Annotated in this window: 15 protein-coding genes and 1 pseudogene; 9 read left to right on the forward strand and 7 right to left on the reverse strand. The window is 64.6% G+C overall.

The window, feature by feature from the left end:
• Positions 1-3 precede the first annotated feature (3 nt).
• Complete coding sequence (locus tag WDM24_RS04375; RefSeq protein WP_338830566.1) at positions 4-1197, forward strand: hypothetical protein; 1194 nt, start codon at positions 4-6, stop codon at positions 1195-1197.
• Positions 1198-1313: 116 nt separating this feature from the next.
• Here WDM24_RS04375 and WDM24_RS04380 read toward each other — a convergent pair whose 3' ends face one another.
• A complete protein-coding gene (locus tag WDM24_RS04380; RefSeq protein WP_166302207.1) occupies positions 1314-1613 on the reverse strand; it encodes a hypothetical protein in 300 nt (99 codons plus the stop codon).
• Positions 1614-1821: 208 nt separating this feature from the next.
• On the opposite strand from WDM24_RS04380, the gene WDM24_RS04385 reads away from it, so the two are divergent.
• Positions 1822-2301 (forward strand): hypothetical protein, encoded by a 480-nt coding sequence (locus WDM24_RS04385; protein ID WP_338830567.1) that lies wholly within the window; start codon positions 1822-1824, stop codon positions 2299-2301.
• 19 nt (positions 2302-2320) lie between these two features.
• Positions 2321-3223, forward strand: coding sequence for a CoA ester lyase (locus WDM24_RS04390; protein WP_338830568.1), 903 nt, complete (start codon positions 2321-2323; stop codon positions 3221-3223).
• 14 nt (positions 3224-3237) lie between these two features.
• Here the strand turns inward: WDM24_RS04390 and WDM24_RS04395 are convergent, their stop codons facing one another.
• The 3 genes and pseudogenes from WDM24_RS04395 to WDM24_RS04405 all read right to left on the reverse strand — a co-directional run bounded on the left by WDM24_RS04395 (position 3238) and on the right by WDM24_RS04405 (position 7575).
• Positions 3238-4455 carry an EAL domain-containing response regulator gene (locus tag WDM24_RS04395; RefSeq protein ID WP_338830569.1) on the reverse strand — a complete coding sequence of 406 codons (1218 nt, stop codon included), beginning with the start codon at positions 4453-4455 and terminating at the stop codon, positions 3238-3240.
• Positions 4456-4827: 372 nt separating this feature from the next.
• Positions 4828-6101, reverse strand: a pseudogene (locus WDM24_RS04400) (MFS transporter).
• Between the two features lie 439 nt (positions 6102-6540).
• A complete protein-coding gene (locus WDM24_RS04405; RefSeq protein ID WP_338826979.1) occupies positions 6541-7575 on the reverse strand; it encodes an IS110 family transposase in 1035 nt (344 codons plus the stop codon).
• 199 nt (positions 7576-7774) lie between these two features.
• Here WDM24_RS04405 and WDM24_RS04410 point away from each other — a divergent pair, with 199 nt between their 5' ends.
• Positions 7775-8581, forward strand: a complete 807-nt coding sequence (locus WDM24_RS04410) for a glucose 1-dehydrogenase (RefSeq protein ID WP_338830570.1) — start codon at positions 7775-7777, stop codon at positions 8579-8581.
• Between the two features lie 20 nt (positions 8582-8601).
• On the opposite strand, the gene WDM24_RS04415 is transcribed toward WDM24_RS04410, so the two are convergent.
• Positions 8602-9372 (reverse strand): hypothetical protein, encoded by a 771-nt coding sequence (locus WDM24_RS04415; protein WP_338830571.1) that lies wholly within the window; start codon positions 9370-9372, stop codon positions 8602-8604.
• 75 nt (positions 9373-9447) lie between these two features.
• Entirely contained in the window at positions 9448-10992 is a 1545-nt protein-coding gene (locus WDM24_RS04420; RefSeq protein WP_338830572.1) for a sodium:proton antiporter, read from the reverse strand.
• A gap of 134 nt (positions 10993-11126) precedes the next feature.
• On the opposite strand from WDM24_RS04420, the gene WDM24_RS04425 reads away from it, so the two are divergent.
• The 4 genes from WDM24_RS04425 (at position 11127) to WDM24_RS04440 (ending at position 15759) form a co-directional block, all read left to right on the forward strand.
• A complete protein-coding gene (locus WDM24_RS04425; protein ID WP_338830573.1) occupies positions 11127-11909 on the forward strand; it encodes a hypothetical protein in 783 nt (260 codons plus the stop codon).
• Positions 11910-12010: 101 nt separating this feature from the next.
• Positions 12011-13921 (forward strand): propionyl-CoA synthetase, encoded by a 1911-nt coding sequence (locus tag WDM24_RS04430; protein ID WP_338830574.1) that lies wholly within the window; start codon positions 12011-12013, stop codon positions 13919-13921.
• A gap of 407 nt (positions 13922-14328) precedes the next feature.
• Positions 14329-14601, forward strand: a complete 273-nt coding sequence (locus WDM24_RS04435; protein ID WP_166302233.1) for a hypothetical protein — start codon at positions 14329-14331, stop codon at positions 14599-14601.
• Between the two features lie 81 nt (positions 14602-14682).
• Positions 14683-15759 (forward strand): acyltransferase, encoded by a 1077-nt coding sequence (locus WDM24_RS04440; RefSeq protein ID WP_338830575.1) that lies wholly within the window; start codon positions 14683-14685, stop codon positions 15757-15759.
• Positions 15760-15973: 214 nt separating this feature from the next.
• Here the strand turns inward: WDM24_RS04440 and WDM24_RS04445 are convergent, their stop codons facing one another.
• On the reverse strand, positions 15974-16672 hold the full coding sequence (locus WDM24_RS04445; protein WP_029077669.1) for a DUF1013 domain-containing protein: 699 nt from the start codon (positions 16670-16672) through the stop codon (positions 15974-15976).
• A gap of 229 nt (positions 16673-16901) precedes the next feature.
• On the opposite strand from WDM24_RS04445, the gene ispH reads away from it, so the two are divergent.
• Positions 16902-17876, forward strand: coding sequence for a 4-hydroxy-3-methylbut-2-enyl diphosphate reductase (ispH, locus tag WDM24_RS04450; protein ID WP_166210834.1), 975 nt, complete (start codon positions 16902-16904; stop codon positions 17874-17876).
• Positions 17877-17878: the final 2 nt, after the last annotated feature.

Here is a 17878-nt window from a genome sequence, read left to right on the forward strand (position 1 = left end):
GCGATGCGCTCGCAATTGATTCGCCTCTCGTCAGGATTTGTCGCGCTCGCGCTGGTCGCTAGCGTGCCGTCTGTGTTGGCCGGCGAGGCCGATGCGTTGCCGCCTTCCATCGCCAATGCGATGGCGCAGGCCGCGCCGCAGGCGATCATGGAATATCGCCGCAAGCTGCAGGAATATCAGGAGGCGCGCGCCGCCTTCGAGCAGGATGCGACCGCCTATTGGAACGCGATCGCCGACAAGCGGCGCGGCCGCAATGCCAAGCGCCGCGACCGCGTGCAGATTTCGCTGGACGATTACGTGCTGCAGCAGCCGCCGGTCTATGAGGGCCCGAAGCGGCCGGTCAACCCGGCTCCGGAAGAGGAGGAGGGCGGCAAGCGTCCGCCCAAAACCATACCGGTGGTCTCGGATTTGCTCAGGGCGGCGGCCGAGCAATTCCAGTTTACGCCGCAGCGGCCGGCCAAAGAGCTCGAGTTCAAGCGCGCCTATGCCCGCTACGCACGCGCGGCGGGGCTGACGCCGGAGCAGGCGGTGCGGGTCTATTCGTTCGAGACCGGCGGCACCGGCAATTACGACGTGCAGGCGGGCATCGAGCATGGCGGCAAGCGCGCCATTTCCACCGCGATGGGCTACAACCAGCTGCTCACCACCAATACCGTGGAGCTATTGGCCGAGCAGGGGCATGAATTCGTGCGGGACCTCTCCGAGCGGGTGGCGGCGACGCAGGGGCCGGCGCGCAAGGCCATGGAGCACAAGCTCGCGGTGCTGAAGAAGATGGTCGCGTTCAGTCGCACCGTGCCGGACGACTGGTCGGCACATCAACGGCTCGCCGACACCGCGCAGGGCTGGGCCTGTCACGCCATGGTGCTCGACATCGATGTCGGCCCGATGCTGCAGACCCACAAGCTGCTGACCTCGGTGATCTTCGCCCGCAACAAGGGCTACACAAGGCCGCTGACCGCAGCCGAGCTCGAGATGATGAACCTGACCGGCGACGGCACCGGGCTCGACATGGTGACCATGCCTCAGGCGATGCGCGAGCAGGTGCCGACCTCGAACTTCTTCCAGCGCTCCGGCTATGAGCGCAACCCGGTCGCGATCCGCCACAACACCGTGGCCCGGCTGCTCGCCGTCACCAATGAGCGGATGGACTTCAACAGCAACAAGCCTGGCGCCCGGGAATTGGCCGCGGCGTTCTGAGGTCGGCCGAAAAACGCTAGAGCTTCGGTTCTGATTGAATCAGAACCGAAGCTCTAGACTCTTGTTTTGACGCGTTTTCTTCACGCGAACCGGTGTCCACTTCGCTCGAAAACGCTCTAGTTCGAGCCGAACATGAACTTGCCGTCGCCCTCGAGGTAGGGCCCGGAGCGCATGTAGAGCTGGCCGTTGTGGCCGATGAAGAACAGCGTTCCTCTCGGCACCTTCTTGGCGCCCTTCAATAGCGTGCCGGCATTGCTGGTGCCCATCTTGTAGGCCCAGGTCTTGCCCTCCTTGTCATAGGCGTAGCCCATGTCGGGCTTCAGCTCCCACGGCGCAGCCTCCTGCGCGAAGGCGCAGGTCGTCAGCGCGGCAAACGCCGCAGTCGCAACAAAGGTCTTGGTCAAAAAATGCGTCATGATCCACCTCCGGCCGAGAAAAACGGCGTCGTCCCCACGGTTCTGAACAAATCACGAACGCCATTCGTGCGTCAATACGACAATCGGCGCGACCGCTTACGCCTGTCAGCGACTTTGTGATTTCCCGCATCGAGCTTGACGACTATCTTCGCGTTACCGTTTACAAACGCCTCGATTGCCAGAAACACGACCTTGGGGATGGATCAGGATGAACCACGTCATGAAGATCGGTATCGGTGTCGCGCTGTCGTTCATGACGCTGGCGTCAGCCGCGCAGGCCGACGAATTCAAGCTCTCCAACAACCAGCGCATCTCCTGCAGCCGCGGCCTTTCCGCCGGCAAGCTCAACACCGCGACCTGCAAGTCCTACGCCTATCTGTTCAACGCCAAGACCTCGGAATATTTCCGCTGCCAGGTTTCGCTGGCGCTGACGCGGGACAACAAGGAGGTCATCAACGTCCAGGCCGACGGCGGCTGCACCAAGAAGCCGCGCATCTTCGAGACCGACGGCAATTACACCTTCGACGCCACCGAGACCGAGCCGCCGAACACCAATTCGTTCTTCGGTACGGGCGGCTATGCGATCTGGGCGAGCGACGCCAACACCCAGAAGATCCGCGGCTGCATCACCATCTCGTCCGGCCTCGGGTCCGACATCTCGAAATGCCTCGACATGACGTTCCAGTGACGGCGGTGCGGATAGCGTGATGCGCAAGCTGCGTCCAGCCTCGCTCTGCCGCTCCTGGCTGTTTCTCGAAGGCGCCAATGAGGCGGTCCTGCAGCGGGCAGCCGCCAGCAGCGCCGACGTGTTGATCCATGAGCTCGAGGATTTCACCCCGCCGCCGCTGCGCCCGAAGGCGCGGCGACTTGCGGCCGAGCTCTATGCGGCCTGGCGCGACCAGGGCGTCGTCGTCGCGGTCCGCGTCAATCCGCTGGACCAGGACGGCATGGATGACCTGGCCGCGGTGATGCAGGGACGTCCGGATATCGTTGCATTGCCGAAGGTCGCCGAGCCGTACCATGTCGTCCGGCTTGACGAGGCGGTGACGCGGTTCGAGCGCGACTATGGCATCGCCGAGGGATCGACGTCCCTGCTGCCGAATATCGAGTTCGCGCGCGGTCTGGTGCAGACGGGCGCGATTGCGGCGGCGAGTCGGCGCACCATCGGTTGCCTGATGGCCTCCGAAGATCTCGCCGCCGATCTTGGTGCCGAGCGCGGCAGCGATGGCCTGGAGCTCGCCTATGCGCGGCAGCGCTTCATCGTCGAATGTCGCGCGGCTGGCGTCGTGGCAGTCGATTGTCCCTACACCTGGAGCGACGCTGAAGGCGTCGCGCGCGACACTGCCTGGGCGCGACGGCTGGGCTACACCGCCAAGAGCCTGGTCGATCCCGCACATGCGACAATCGTCAACGGCGTCCTCACGCCGAGCGAGGACGAGCTGCGCCAGGCGGGCAGGATCGTCGCGGCGTTCGAGGCGGCGCGGACACAGGGCCTTGGACGCGTCGAGCTCGACGGCTCGCTGCTCGAGGTCCCGACCTATTCGAACGCAAAGCGCCTGATCGCGCGCGGCGAGGCGCTGCGCGCGATCGATCGCAATGCTCAAGCCTGACCAGAGGCCGCGCCTCAGGATACGACCGGCTCTTTCTCCGAGAAGTGCATGCGTGAGCGCGCGAACTTCTTGACGCCCATCGGCTTGCCGAACAGGTAACCCTGGACCTGATCGAAATCCATCTCATGCGCGGCGAGGAAATCCGCGCGCGTCTCGACGCCTTGGGCTACGACCTGCGCGCCGCTGTCGTGAGCTAGCTCAATGACCCGCCGGCACACCGTCTGCTTCAGGCGCTGGTCCGCGCAGCCGGTGACGAATTGATGGTCGACCTTGAGCTGGACGAACGGGAAGTTCGGCAGTCCAAGCAAGGACGGCCAGTTGGCGCCGACATTGTCGATCGAGATGCCGATATTGTGCAACCGTACGCGCCTCGCGACATCGATCGCAAGGTCGAGATTGTCGACCACCTCGGTGCTGTCGATCTCGATCAGCAGGCCGGCGAAGGCCGCATGATCCGGCATGCGGTAACAGAGCTCGCGTACCGCATCGTCGTCGGCGAGAAACGACATCGGCAGGTTGATCGAGAGATCGACCGGCCCGATCTGCTCGAGGAGATAGCGCCAGTCCTCGATCGCGCGCGCGATCACGAATTCGGACAGCGCATGAAAATGCGGATCGCTCTCATCGGGGATGAAGTAGGCCGGCGGCACCACGCCCCAGGCGGGATGGCGCATCCGGATCAGCGCTTCGGCGCCGCTCGGAACCAGCGTGCGGAGATGAATTTTCTGCTGATACCAAAGCTCGAGCCAGCCGGCCTTCAGCGCTTCGGGCACATCCACCGCCGGGCTCGGCGCGGGTTCGAGCGGCAGCAGCGACGCAAGACTGTCACGCAGGGTTCCCGCGCTGAACGGCGTCGACAGTGCCGGCAGCATGACGATGCCGTATTCATCGCCGATCTGCCGGACCGCCTTGACGATGATCGAGTCCGGCTGGCCGATGACGAGGACCTTGCCGCCGTAGTCCTTTCTCACCAAAGTCTCGAGAATTTTACTGACTTCGATGCCGTCAACGGACACGCCGAGCACCAGAAGATCGGGCCGTTCCGCGTCCAGGACGGTTTCGAGTTCCAAAGCCTGGCTGCATTCACTGGTGATGAAGCCGAGGTCTTCCAGCGCCTCTGCGAGGAAGGTCCGAAGGTGTTTTTTGCTGTCCGCAATGCATGCGCGTGGGGTCAGCTTGCGATGTCCGAACCATCCGGCTCGCGCGTGTCCGATGTGACTGATGTGGTTCATGCCCCGCCTTATCCGTAATTACCCCGGCCTGACTCGTACATCCAAGAGCGGCGGCAATCATGGAAATTTCTGGCTCATACATTGATTGCGCCGCTAACCTTAAAGGATTCAATTCGAATCAAATGGCGTGGGAATCGGCGCGTCTCACCGCTGTCGCGCGCGCAACAAATGCGTCATCTGACGTTCATGAGCGCGATCGCGCCGGCTTTTGACGTCGGCAGAAACATTGCGCGCGTGTTTCATCGAGAGACGGTGTTAAGGACTGTGGTGTCGCTTCGATGCAGATGTGAATCTGCGTCATTGTCGGACATCAGATCGGTGTCACGCGGCGCGATGCGTTGATTCGCTGCCGAGTGCCGACGGCGAATCGGATCATCGGTTCTGCGGTGCCAATGCAGTTGTGCGTGACGTCGTCGTTGCCATGCGCAATGTCTCCGGCATCAACGCGCAGTAGCCGATCAGCCCGGCACAAGCGACGGCTGCAAGGAACAGGAATGCGGCGTTGTAACCGGCGTAGACGATGATGAAACCGGCGACTGCCGTGCTCAGCGCGCCACCGAGGCCGGTTGCGGTGGCGATCGCGCCCTGACTGATGTTGAAATGCCCGGTACCGTGCGTGAGATCGGCAACCACGAGCGGGAACAGCGCGCCGAAGATGCCGGCGCCGACGCCGTCGAGCAATTGCACCGAGACCAGCCAGTATGGGTTGTCCGACAACGGATAGAGCGCGCCGCGAACAGCCAGCACCGCGAGCGCCGCAGCGAAGATCGGCTTGCGGCCCCAGACATCAGCCTTGCGTCCGACCAGCATCGCAACCGGGACCATCACCATCTGCGCCGCGATGATGCAGACCGACGTCAGCGAGGTCCCGAGGTTGCGGTTGACCAATGCGAGCTTCTGGCCGACCAGCGGTAGCATCGCCGCGTTGGCAAAGTGAAAGATCACGGTGGAGACCGCGAAGATCAAAAGCGGCTTGCAGGTCAGCAGCACGCGAAAGCCGGATGGCTGGTCCTGCGCCATGCCATGCTGCTCCGCGACATCGTCGAGCCCGCGCGCGACCTGGTGGTCGATGGCGGCGGCCGGGATCGACAGCGTTGCGGCGATGCTAGCGAGCGCCATCGCCGCCAGCAGCCAGAACACGACGATCGGTCCGAACCAGTAGGCGGTGCCGCCGGCGATCGCCGCGGCCACCGCGTTGCCGGCGTGATTGAACGCCTTGTTGCGCCCGGTCCGCGCCGCGAAAGCCTTGGGTCCGACAATGCCGAGCGTCACCGCGGCGATCGCCGGCGCGAACACCGAACCGGCGGCGGCCGCGAGCGCCTGGGTCGCGGCGACCAATTCGAACCGGTCGAGCAGCGGCAGCAGCAGGCACGCGGCGGTCACGGCAATCGCAGCCGCGATCATCAGGGCGCGCTTGGCGCGGCTGCGGTCGATCAGGGCACCGGCCGGGGTCTGGGCGACGATCCCGGCAATCGCCGCGATCGACATCACTGAACCGACCATTTCCGTTCGGTCAGCAGGTAGATCGCCAGATAAGGGCCGAGCCCGTCCCGCACGTCGGCGAGGAAGAAGTTCAACGCATCAAGCGCTCGCGTGGCGGTCGTCCGGGACGGCTGCAAGTCATACCTCGCCGCGGGATTGCGCATCTCAACCCGCTCGCATGCGCAGAGTTCCCGTCGTGGCGAGCGGTGCTGCCATACGGGATCCCTGTTTGGATGGGTTGACCCAGTGGGGGTGTGCGGCCAATTTCCGGCTGAGCCTAAGGGGAGAATAGGGCTCAGCGTAATCCGGGGAGGCCGGCCCCCGGATTTCGCTGGCGCTTCATCCGGGCTTCTGTAACGGGCCTTTGTAAGTCAATCCCTTTTTGCGTGATCCACTCGCCGGGCACTTGCTTCTGTACGGGATCGGCGCGAAGGCCGTCGCCTGATGGGGTGCATTGAGGAGCCGGCCGGCCAATCTACGGAAGCGTGGTTGTGAGCCACTTCCCGGATGGCGGCCTGACCGGATCCATCGTCCCGGCGCAGGGACCTCGCTCAGGGAGAGCCTGGTGTCGTGGCCCGCCCAGAACCGATTGCTGCTCCTTGCTTAGGTTGCCGAGGCCTTGGCCATCGGGTTGAACGGTTTGGCGTCGGCGAGCATGCGATGCAGAACGACGGCGAGCTTGCGTGCGAGCGCCACCTTGGCCTTGCGCAGGCCTGCGCGCCGGGCGATCCGCATCGCCCAGCCTTTCAGCGCCGAGCAGTTCCTGACCGGCTTGGTCAGCATGACGTGAGCCGCCTGATAGAGCGCCTCGCGCACGGAGGCATCGCCGATCTTGCTGATGCGGCCGGTATAGTCGGTTTCGCCCGATTGGTACTTCTTCGGGGTGAGGCCAAAATGCGCTCCCGTCGCCTTCGAGGACCGGAAGCGCTTCGGGTCGTCGACCGCCGCGGCGTAGGTAAGCGCCACGATCGGGCCGACGGACGGTGTCGTCATCAGGAGGCGGGCTTGAGGGTGCGACCTGGCGAGCTTTTGGGTGTGCTTATCCAGGCCATTGAACTCGCGCCGCAGCACGGCGTGGGCTTCGAGCAGCGCCTGTGCCACGATCTCAAGTCCGGGATGGCCCGCTACGAGCTCCCGGATGCGTTCGGCGAACGTGCGCTCGGTGGTCGTGCCGACCTTCAGACCGAAGCCGCGGAGCACGCCGCGCAGGCTGTTCTCGATGTCGCGCAGCTTGGACTGCAGCAGCTTGCGTGCCGTCAGAACCGCCCGCGTCTCCTGCGCTTCGATCGACTTGCAGTGCACCGGCCGGAACCAGCCCAGCCGCATCAGTTGCGCGATCCCGCGGGCATCGTTGCGGTCCGACTTCACCGGCATCGCCTTGAAGGCATCGCGGACGTGCCGCGTCTCCAACAGTTCGACTGCCAGGCCCGCATCCCGCATCGCTGCGTAGAGCCATTGCGACAGCGGACCAGCCTCCAGCCCGATCCGTTCCAGCACCAACCCCAGCGACCGCAACCAGGTGATCAAGGCCTCCGGCTCACTCGCAACCCTCGCCTCGCGCAAAATCTTACCTGTCCCATCGACAAGGCAGACGCTCGAGCATTCCAAAGACACGTCGATTCCTGCATAGTGGTACATGGTCGTCCCTTAATGATGCTTGGAGCGGGCTTGCCCGACTCCGTTTATTGACACCATCAGTTTGAGGGACGACCGCCTTCCAACCAACAGGCCGCTCGCGAGCGCGCTTCCAAATCGCGCCGTAGCGAGCGGGCGGCCGGCCCGTTACCCCATCTACGGGCCTTATTCGGGCGACAAGAACAACAACGGAGAACAAACGATGGATCGGCTCAAGGGCAAGGTTGCGATGGTGGTCGGCGCGGGCTCGATCGGGCCCGGCTGGGGCAATGGCAAGGCGACCGCCGTGACCTTTGCGCGCGAGGGCGCGAGCGTGTTCTGCGTCGATCGCAACGGCGCGGCGGCCGAGGAGACGGGCAAGATCATCACCGAGGAGGGCGGCAAGGCGACCGCATTCACCGCCGACGTGTCGCGCGCTGCCGAGGTCGAGGCGATGGTCGCGGCCTGCCTGAAGGCCTATGGCCGCATCGACGTGCTCGACAACAATGTCGGCATCGCCGAGGTCGGCAGCGTAGTCGAGGTGGCGGAAGCCGATTGGGACCGCGTCTTCGCGGTCAACCTCAAGAGCGCCTATCTGTCGATGAAGCACGTCATTCCCGTCATGATCAAGCAGGGCGGCGGCTCGATCATCAACATCTCTTCGATCGCCTCGATCCGCCACGTCGGCATTTCCTATGTCAGCTACAATGCGAGCAAGGCGGCGATGAACCAGATGACGCGCTCGACCGCGGTCGAGTTCGCCTCCAAGCATGTCCGCGTCAACGCGATCCTGCCCGGGCTGATGAAGACGCCGATGGTGGCGCATTCGACCGGGCTGGCGCAGAGCTACGCCAAGGGCGACGTCGAGGCGATGTGGCGCGCCCGCGACGCGCAGGTGCCGATGGGGCACATGGGCGACGCCTGGGACGTCGCCAATGCCGCGCTGTTCCTCGCGTCGGACGAATCGAAATATGTCACCGGCATCGAGCTCGTGGTCGACGGCGGCATCACCTCCAAGTCGGGCGCGTGAAGTCGGGCACGTGAAGGTGGTTACTGCGCCAGCGCCAGGATGCCACCGGCGAACGAATGCCAGGCGGCCGAGATGCTGATCGGCCAGTTCAACAGCTTCACCGCGACCAGCGCCAATCCGCCATAGATGTAGACAGGGTGCGGACGGCCGCGGGTGCGCCAGTCGAATATGATCGCGACGACCAGCAGCAGATAGGCGACGAATGCCGGTGCGATCGTGACCGGGACCGGCGGTGGCCCCGGCGGGCCTGATGGTGCGAGGAAGGTCAGGAACCAGCGCGCAACCGCAGCGTCGAGGATCGAAATGGCCGCGAGCAGCATCAGCCGCTTGTGTGCTTCGCGGTCGCGGACATAGATGATCGCGAGCGCGAAGACGACGGCAAAGAACACGATGCCGCTGAACGGAACGATCGAGAAGGCGATGCCTTCGTTGATCTGCCCGATCGCGGCCGAGCGCTTCATGACGCTGATCGAGGCCATCAGGCCCAGCATCGTCATGGCGGTCGCAAGCGACACGCCGATCATGCCGACCCGGCGATGCCGCACGATCCGCCCCGAAGCCGCAAGCCAGCTCTGGAATACGAAATAGAGCGTCCAGGCGAAGAACAGCAGACCATGCAAATGCACGACAGGGGGCGCTGCCAGCGAACCCCGCGCCATCGGCACCCAGTAGGTCGGGGTAAAGCCGAGCAGGGCGACCGCCATGCACGACAACGCCATATAGAAATAGAAGAACTGCGCTTCGATCTTCGCCGAGGCGCGTTGTGAATTGCGATCGATGAGGATTGTCATGATGTTGGGTCTGACAAATCCGGCGATGGTTCAACCGGGCCCGGCTGCGAACGATCTTGTGAAGACGGCGGGCCGTCACGCTTCAGCGCTGAGTTCGGCGCGGTCGAGCTCTTCTTCGACCAGATGGAAGGCGTCGTCACCGATCGCCTCGGTGTGGCGCAAATTGAGCAAGGCCTGACGCGCTGCTGCGATTGCGCGCCGGCGCAGCGGATCGGCCGGCAGCTCGCCCGAGGCGATGCCGCCGTCCGGCTCGGTCTCGGCGCGCAGCAGCACCGCGCGGTATTCGAGCCGGAGGATCTCGGCCTCCTCGGAGGGGTCCGCATCGATTTCGTCCAGCGCCGCGCGAAAGGCGACGCCGCGGGCGTGCGCGGCCTCGCGCGCGATCGGATCGTCGTCATCGAATTTCATCGCCAGGATCAGCGGCCGCAGCGTCAGGCCCTGGATCACCAGCGAGCCCAGCACCACGGCAAACGCCGTCAGCAGGATCAGGTCGCGATACGGAAAATACTCCGGCAGCGCAAACGCGGCCGCCAGTGTGACGATGCCGCGCATGCCGCACCAGGACACGACGATACTACGCCGCAGCGACGGCACCGCCGCCACCACGTAGCGCGGAAGCAGGCTGCGCGCCTTCAGGGCACGCAGGAAGGCGCCATAGGACATCACCCAGGCGATGCGGACCACGACCACGACCGCGAGGATCGCAGCGGCAAAGCCGCAATATTTCCACCGCACCTCGTCGTCGAGCTCCGACCAGATCGGACGCAGCTGCATGCCGATCAGCATGAAGGCGAGCACGTTGAGGACGAAGATCACGGTTTCCCACACCGTATAGGACGACACGCGCAGCCGCGCCGATGTGCGGGCCGGAGCGGTGCGGGCGATCGTGATCGCATAGGCGATGATGGTGAGGATGCCCGACAGCCCGATATGCTCGGCGGCGATCCACACCATGAAGGTGCCGCCGAACTGGGTGATGATCGCGCTCGGCGCCTCGGTGATGCGGCGAGTGATCATCATCCAGACCTGCGCGAACAGATAGCCTGCGGCGAGGCTGCCGACCAGCGCGACCGCAAGCGACGGGACGAATTCGCGCACCTTCATGTGTTCGGCCGCGATCAGGCCGACGGCGACGCGATAGATCAGCAGCGAGCTGGCGTCGTTGAGCAGGCTCTCGCCTTCGAGGATCTTCTGGATCCGGTAGGGCAATTTGACCTGGCGCAGGATCGCGGTGGCTGCGGCCGCGTCGGGCGGGGCGACGATGGCGCCGAGCGCGATTGCAACCGGCCAGGGCATGTCGGGAAGCAGCCAGCGCGCCACCACCGCGACCGCCACCGTCGTGATGCCGACCGCGACCAGCACCAGCGTCGAGACCGGCAGCCAGTTGTTGCGGAGATCGCGCAGCGAGGTGTCGAACGCGGCATCGAGCAGCACCGGCGCGACGAACAGGGCCAGCGCCAGTTTCGGTTCCAGCGCCCAGGACGGGCCGGACGGCACGAAAGCCAGCAGCACGCCGCCGACCGCCAGGAAGGTCGGGTAGGGCACCTTGATCTTGCGTGCCAGTGCCGACAACGCAACGGCCGCGAGCAACAGGCCGATGATCCATTCGAACGTGAGCAAGGCGAACCCCCAGTGCAGCCGATCGTCGCAATTGACGTATAATCCAGCGTGTGGTTTTGCGGCAAATGGCGCGCTGCCGGAAATCGGGGACCGGTGGTTGGGTGCGGGAGAGGGATGTCTTGTCGGCGATTGGGATGCGACGCAATTCTGCAAATCTGGTCTTGAATCTGGCTTTGGCGCTGCTGTGCATTTGCCTGGCAGGCGCGCTGACAGCAGGCGTTGCGCGTGCCACGAGCAGCGAGCCCGGCAAGGATGTGCAGGTCGATGCCGGCCCCTGCATCGCGGCGGTTGCGGCGGCGGATGACGACAAGACCATCGATGTCTGCGGCGCGCTGATCGACAATGAGAAGGCGGCGAAGCCCGATCGCGTCAAGGCGCTTGTGGCGCGCGCGAGCGCCTATGATCGCAAGCAGATGATCGATCGCGCGATCGCCGATTACGACAGCGTGCTCAGGCTCGATCCCTCGCTTGCCGACGCCCATAATGCGCGCGGCGAGCTGTGGCGCCGCAAGGGCGACCGGCCGAAGGCGATCATGGATTTTGGCGCCGCCGTCAAGCTCGACCCCGATCACGCCGCCGCCAAGGCCAACTACAAATCGCTGTCGCTGGAGCTGGAGCGGATCGGCGCCATGATGGCGGTTGCCGGCAAGCCGAGCTTCGATTGCCGCACGGCACGCCGCGCGGTGGAGAAGGCGATCTGCGCCGATCCCGCGCTCGCCGATCTCGATCGCGAGATCGGCGCGTCGAGCTTTCGCGCGGTACACGAGTCGAAAGACCCGCGGCAGGCGCGCGAGCTGCAGCGTGTGCAGGATCAGTTCATCGCCCGCCGCAACGCGGAATTCGGCCAGCCGGGCTATGATTTGCAAAAGGCGATGCGCGAGCGGCTGCAGCGGATCAACGGGGTCGACGGCTACTAGCCGGACCCGGCCGAAGGTCGCGGTCATTTCGGCTTGAAACCCGGCCGCTTCCCGTGACAATGGTCGGCAAATGACGCGCGACCGCGCGAGGGAGAAACGCGATGAACAGCCAGCAGATGAGCCGGTATCATGAGGTGCATGCCCGCTCGCTTCGGGACCCCGAGGGCTTTTGGGCGGAAGCGGCGCGCGAGATCGACTGGATCGAGCCGGCGAAGAAGATCTTCGATCCCTCTATGGGCGCCTATGGCCGCTGGTTCACCGGCGCCGTGGTCAACACCTGCTACAACGCGCTGGATCGCCACGTCGCCGGCGGCCGCGCCGGCCAGGTCGCGCTGATCCACGATTCTCCGCTCACCAACACGATCACCAAATTCACCTATTCCAAGCTGCTCGAGGAAGTGCAGACGCTCGCCGCGATCATGCAGGATTTCGGCGTGAGCAAGGGCGATCGCGTCATTCTCTATATGCCGATGGTGCCGGAGGCGGTCGTCGCGATGCTGGCTTGCGCGCGGATCGGCGCGGTGCACAGCGTGGTGTTCGGCGGCTTCGCGGCCAAGGAGCTGGCGACCCGGATCGACGACGCCAAGCCGAAGCTGATCTTCTCGGCGAGCTGCGGGCTCGAGCCCGGCCGCATCGTGCAGTACAAGCCGCTGCTCGACGAGGCGATCCGGCTCGCCGGCGCCAAGCCCGAGACCTGCATCATCCTGCAGCGGCCGCAGCAGGCTTGTGAGCTCACCGCGGGCCGCGACCACGACTGGGCGACGCTGCGCCGCGCCGCGTTCGATGCCGGCAAGGCCGCGCCCTGCGTGCCGGTGCTGGCCACCGATCCGCTCTACATCCTCTACACCTCGGGCACGACCGGAATTCCGAAGGGCGTGGTGCGCGACAATGGCGGGCATCTCGTTGCGCTGAAATGGTCGATGTACAATCTCTACGGCGTCAAGCCCGGCGAGATCTGGTGGTGCGGCTCCGACATCGGCTGGGTGGTCGGCCACTCCTACATCGTCTACGGCCCGCTGATCCATGGCGCGACCTCGATCATGTATGAGGGCAAGCCGGTCGGCACGCCGGACGCCGGCGCGTTCTGGCGCGTGATCAGCGAGCACAAGGCGGTCGCCTTCTTCACCGCGCCGACCGCGTTCCGCGCGATCAAGAAGGAGGACCCCGAGGGCAGGCTGCTCAAGAGCTACGACCTCTCGAGCTTCCGCACCCTGTTCCTCGCCGGCGAGCGCGCCGATCCGCCGACCGTGGCGTGGGCGGAGCAGCAGCTCAAGGTGCCTGTGATCGATCACTGGTGGCAGACCGAGACCGGCTGGTGCATCGCGGGCAATCCGGTCGGGCTCGGCATGCTGCCGGTCAAGCATGGCTCGCCAACGGTGCCGATGCCGGGCTATCAGGTCGACATCGTCGACGAGGCGGCGAAGCCGGTGGCGGCGGGCACGATGGGCTCGATCGTGATCAAGCTGCCGATGCCGCCGGCCTGCCTGCCGACGCTGTGGCAGCAGGACGATCGCTTCAGGGACGCCTACCTCACCGAATTTCCCGGCTACTACAAGACCTCGGATGCCGGCTACAAGGATGCGGACGGCTATGTCTGGGTGATGGGCCGCACCGACGACATCATCAATGTCGCCGGCCACCGGCTCTCCACCGGCGGCATGGAGGAGATCCTGGCCTCGCATCCCGATGTCGCCGAATGCGCCGTACTCGGCGTCAAGGATGCGATCAAGGGCGAGGTGCCCTGTGGCTTCCTGGTGTTGAAGGCCGGCGTGACCAAGCAGCCCGCCGACGTCGAGAAGGAAGTCGTGGCGCTGGTGCGCGAGAAGCTCGGGCCGGTTGCCGCGTTCAAGCTCGCGATCACAGTGGCGCGGCTGCCGAAAACCCGCTCCGGCAAGATCCTGCGCGGCACCATCAAGAAGATCGCGGACGGCGAGCCCTGGACCATGCCGGCAACGATCGAGGACCCCAAGGTGCTCGACGAAATCGGCGAGGCGCTGAAGGGGAAAGCGTAGCTCCTTCGGTGCGAGAAGCGACGAAGCAATCCATTGTCACTGCCTGCCGGATCGATGGATTGCTGCGTCGCTTCTGAGAGAGTGCCCGTGTGAACCCCTCTCCCTAACCCTCCCCCGCAAGGGGGGAGGGAACCCTTCCGCCGGTGGCCTCCTCACGTAAGACGAACTGAACGGCATGCAGTTGCTGCATCATGTGAGGTGAGCACGCTGGTCAGGCTCCCTCCCCCCATGCGGGGGAGGGTTGGGGAGAGGGGTGGCCCCGGGCGCGATGATCGATGCTTGCGCGATCGTCCAACTCGCTCGCCCACTCTCGAAACGCACCCAGAAGCAAAACGGCCTTGATTTTGATGGATTGCCGGGTCATCCCGGTTTTCCAACGCCATACCCCACGAGATACGGACCCACGGATGCGATCCATTTCCGCACGCGCGCCCATTGCATTGCTGCTCGCACTGCCGCTGCTGGCAGGCTGCCTCGAACGCGGGCGATCGCCAATCGCGGAGAGCATGGGCGACGACGACCAGTACTGCCAGGCCAGCGGCAAGGTTGCGGTCGGTTCGCCCGAATATGTCGCCTGCCGCAAGGACCGCGACGTGCAGCGCCAGAACGCCGAAGCCCGCACTGATCGGCGGCAGCGCGACCTCGGCGAATACATGATGAACAATCCGGACCGGCACTAGGCGCGTGATGACGGCCCGGCCGGCGGGGTATGCGCGGACTGGACGAGACCTGATCTTGTGCGTGTGGAAGGCGAGCTCGCGTTGGAACGTGACAGGATCGGAGAGCTCGACGGGCTGCGCGCGATCGCGCTGCTGACCGTCGTCATCTGGCACTATTTCGGGACGCCGGACGGTCCGCAAGGCTCGCCGTGGAAACTGCTGCATGTCGGCCGCTTCGGCGTCGATCTCTTCTTCATTCTGTCCGGCTATCTCATCACGGATATTCTGCTGCGGCACCGCGCGGCCAAACAATACTACTCGGCCTTCTACGGCAGGCGTGCGTTCCGCATCTGGCCGCTCTACTATTTGATGTGCGGCAGCGCAGCGATCGGCTGGTATTTTTCGCTAAGCCCTCATTTGTTTGACACCAGGGGCGTGCCTGGCTGGCTGTATCTGTTCGGCTTGCAGAATTTCGGAATGGCCATGGCCCAGACCGATGGCGCCTACTGGCTGGCCGTAACCTGGTCGCTCGCGATCGAGGAGCAGTTTTATCTGCTGTTTCCGTTGCTGGTCCGGAATATCCCGTCCGAGCGGCTGTTCGCGATCTTGCTCGTCCCGATCCTGATCTGCCCGATCGGGCGCCTGATCGACAGCGCGCTGCCGGATGCCTATGGCTGGTACGTGCTCCCGCAATTCAGGATCGATTCGCTTGCGATCGGCGCGCTGATCGCCTGGTGGCGTCTCTATCGCAAGCCGGATGCCGAGATATCCGGACGCGTCGCCGCGATCCTCAAATGGTCGAGCATTTCGCTTCCCCTGCTGTGGCTGTTCGGGTGGAAGCGCTGGTCGGTGGCGTTCTCGCACACGCAGGTCGAGATCTTCTTCGGTTCTCTGCTGTTCGTCGTTCTGGAAAATCGCGGCTCTGCAAAACTCGCGATCCTGCGCAGCTCGGTCGCGAACTTCTTTGCCAGAACGTCCTACGCGGCGTACCTCACCCACCACGTCATCGTGTACCTGCTGTTCGCCGTGCTCCATGAACCCAGGACAGTCACAAGCCTCGCCGGCATCTTGCTGACCTTCGCCGCGCTTGCCCTGACGTTCGCGCTGTGTGCGCTGAGCTATCGATATTTCGAACGTCCGCTGCTCGACTTTGCCCACCGGCGTTTCTCGTTCGGGTGAGCGAAGCCGGTGAGAGCATTTTCGGTTCTGATTGAATCAGAACCGAAGCTCTAGCTTGTTGTTTGGACGCGTTTTCTTTACGCGAACCGGCGTCCACTTCGCTCGAAAACGCTATAGCGGCGCGCCGCGTGCCGGATCGGGGCAACTCGTGCGCAAACAAAAACGCGGCGAGTTGCCCCGCCGCGTGTCGTCGTCCGGTGGTCGCGCGAGGCGCTTACTGTTCGTCGTCGTCGGCCTTCTTGCCGCCGATCGTCTTCAGCTTGGCGAACACGGCATCGACGTTGAGGTCGTCGTGCTTCTCGATCGGCTGATCGTCCAGTTCGTCCTTGCGCGTGGTCTCGGAGGCCGGCAGCAGCGTGGCGCCGCCATAGACGGTCGTGGTCGGCTTCTCCTTGGCGGCGCGCTGCACCTCGAAATCGAGCTCGATCTGCGAGCACAGGCCGAGCGTCACCGGGTCCATCGGGGTCAGGGTCGAGGCGTTCCAGTGCGTGCGGTCGCGCACGCTGGCGATCGTGGTCTTGGTGGTGCCGACCAGGCGCATGATCTGGGCGTCCTTCAGCTCGGGATGGTTGCGCACCAGCCAGAGGATCGCGCTCGGCCGCTCATGGCGGCGCGACACCGGGGTATAGCGCGGGCCCTTCTTCTTGGCGGCGGAGGGCAGCACCACCTTGCTCTCCTGCAGCTTGAGACGATAGTTCTGGTCCCTCTCGCCCCGCTCGATCTCCTCGCGGGTCAGCTGGCCATTGGAAATCGGGTCCATGCCCTTGATGCCCTGGGCGGCGTCGCCATCGGCGATGGCGCGGACCTCCAGGGGGTGCATTTTGGTGAAATCGGCCACCTGATCGAACGTGAGGGCGGTATTGTCGACCAACCACACGGCAGTAGCCTTCGGCATCAGCGGTGCGTTGCTCATGGCAAATCTCCTTTGTGCTTCGCCCACCTCTGTCGAGGCGAAGCTGGTAGTCATCGGTGATGACGGGAATTATGGCGCCTATATAAGCCCTCAGGGGGGAATGGCGCAATGGGCCAGCAAAATCGCCTTGACAGCGCCCGAAAGCAGTCCCAAGTCCTTATCCTAACTGGCCGTTCCCCGCCCGCCGGCGAGGGGTGATTCGGTCCCGAGATTGCTCCGAGACAGACCGATGTCAGCGAAAAAACCCGACCTTAGAATCGTGCTTTGTTCCCCCCGCGGCTTTTGCGCAGGGGTGGTCCGCGCCATCGACACGGTCGAGCGTGCCCTTACCATTTATGGCGCCCCGGTCTACGTCCGGCACGAAATCGTCCATAACAAGTATGTGGTGGACAGCCTGAAGACCAAAGGCGCCATTTTCGTCGAGGAATTGGCCGAAATCCCCGACGATACCAACGCGCCCGTGGTGTTTTCGGCCCACGGCGTTCCGAAATCGGTTCCGGCCGAGGCGAAATCCCGCAATTTCTTCTCGCTGGACGCGACCTGCCCGCTGGTGACCAAGGTCCACCGCGAGGCGGCGATCCATTTCAAGCGCGGCCGCGAGATCCTGCTGATCGGGCATTCCCATCATCCCGAGGTTGTCGGCACGCTGGGCCAGCTTCCGGTGGGCGCCGTGACCCTGATCGAGACCGCCGACGATGCAAAGACCTTCGTCCCGAAGGACCCCGACAACCTCGCCTTTGTGACCCAGACCACGCTGTCGATCGACGACACCGCGGAGATCGTGGCGCTGCTCAAGCAGCGCTTCCCGAACGTCAACGGTCCGCACAAGGAAGACATCTGCTACGCCACCACCAACCGCCAGCTCGCGGTGAAGAAGGTGGCGCCGGTGGTCGATGCCCTGATCGTGGTCGGCGCGCCGAACTCGTCGAACTCGCAGCGCCTGCGCGAGGTCGCCGAGCGCGAGGGCTGCCCGATTGCGGTTCTTGCCCAGCGGGCCAGCGATCTCGACTGGAGCAGGTTTGAAGGCATCACGAGCCTCGGCATCACTGCGGGCGCATCGGCGCCGGAGGTGATCGTCGAGGAGATCATGGGCGCCTTCGCCGAGCGCTACCAACTGCACGTGGAGACGGTCTCGGCCGCGGAAGAGAACGAGTTCTTCCCGCTGCCGCGTTCGCTACGGCCCGACGCTGCCGCGGCGGAATAGAC

It is taken from the genome of Bradyrhizobium sp. 27S5 (assembly GCF_037217225.1).
Classification (GTDB): domain Bacteria; phylum Pseudomonadota; class Alphaproteobacteria; order Rhizobiales; family Xanthobacteraceae; genus Bradyrhizobium; species Bradyrhizobium septentrionale.

Coding starts and splice junctions, on each gene's coding strand:
- WDM24_RS04405 (WP_338826979.1), bottom strand. CDS start 7,575: ATGTACCACTATGCAGGAATCGACGTGTCTTTGGAATGCTCGAGCGTC.
- WDM24_RS04375 (WP_338830566.1), top strand. CDS start 4: ATGCGCTCGCAATTGATTCGCCTCTCGTCAGGATTTGTCGCGCTCGCG.
- WDM24_RS04390 (WP_338830568.1), top strand. CDS start 2,321: ATGCGCAAGCTGCGTCCAGCCTCGCTCTGCCGCTCCTGGCTGTTTCTC.
- WDM24_RS04425 (WP_338830573.1), top strand. CDS start 11,127: ATGCGACGCAATTCTGCAAATCTGGTCTTGAATCTGGCTTTGGCGCTG.
- ispH (WP_166210834.1), top strand. CDS start 16,902: ATGTCAGCGAAAAAACCCGACCTTAGAATCGTGCTTTGTTCCCCCCGC.
- WDM24_RS04395 (WP_338830569.1), bottom strand. CDS start 4,455: ATGAACCACATCAGTCACATCGGACACGCGCGAGCCGGATGGTTCGGA.
- WDM24_RS04380 (WP_166302207.1), bottom strand. CDS start 1,613: ATGACGCATTTTTTGACCAAGACCTTTGTTGCGACTGCGGCGTTTGCC.
- WDM24_RS04410 (WP_338830570.1), top strand. CDS start 7,775: ATGGATCGGCTCAAGGGCAAGGTTGCGATGGTGGTCGGCGCGGGCTCG.
- WDM24_RS04435 (WP_166302233.1), top strand. CDS start 14,329: ATGCGATCCATTTCCGCACGCGCGCCCATTGCATTGCTGCTCGCACTG.
- WDM24_RS04445 (WP_029077669.1), bottom strand. CDS start 16,672: ATGAGCAACGCACCGCTGATGCCGAAGGCTACTGCCGTGTGGTTGGTC.
- WDM24_RS04385 (WP_338830567.1), top strand. CDS start 1,822: ATGAACCACGTCATGAAGATCGGTATCGGTGTCGCGCTGTCGTTCATG.
- WDM24_RS04430 (WP_338830574.1), top strand. CDS start 12,011: ATGAACAGCCAGCAGATGAGCCGGTATCATGAGGTGCATGCCCGCTCG.
- WDM24_RS04415 (WP_338830571.1), bottom strand. CDS start 9,372: ATGACAATCCTCATCGATCGCAATTCACAACGCGCCTCGGCGAAGATC.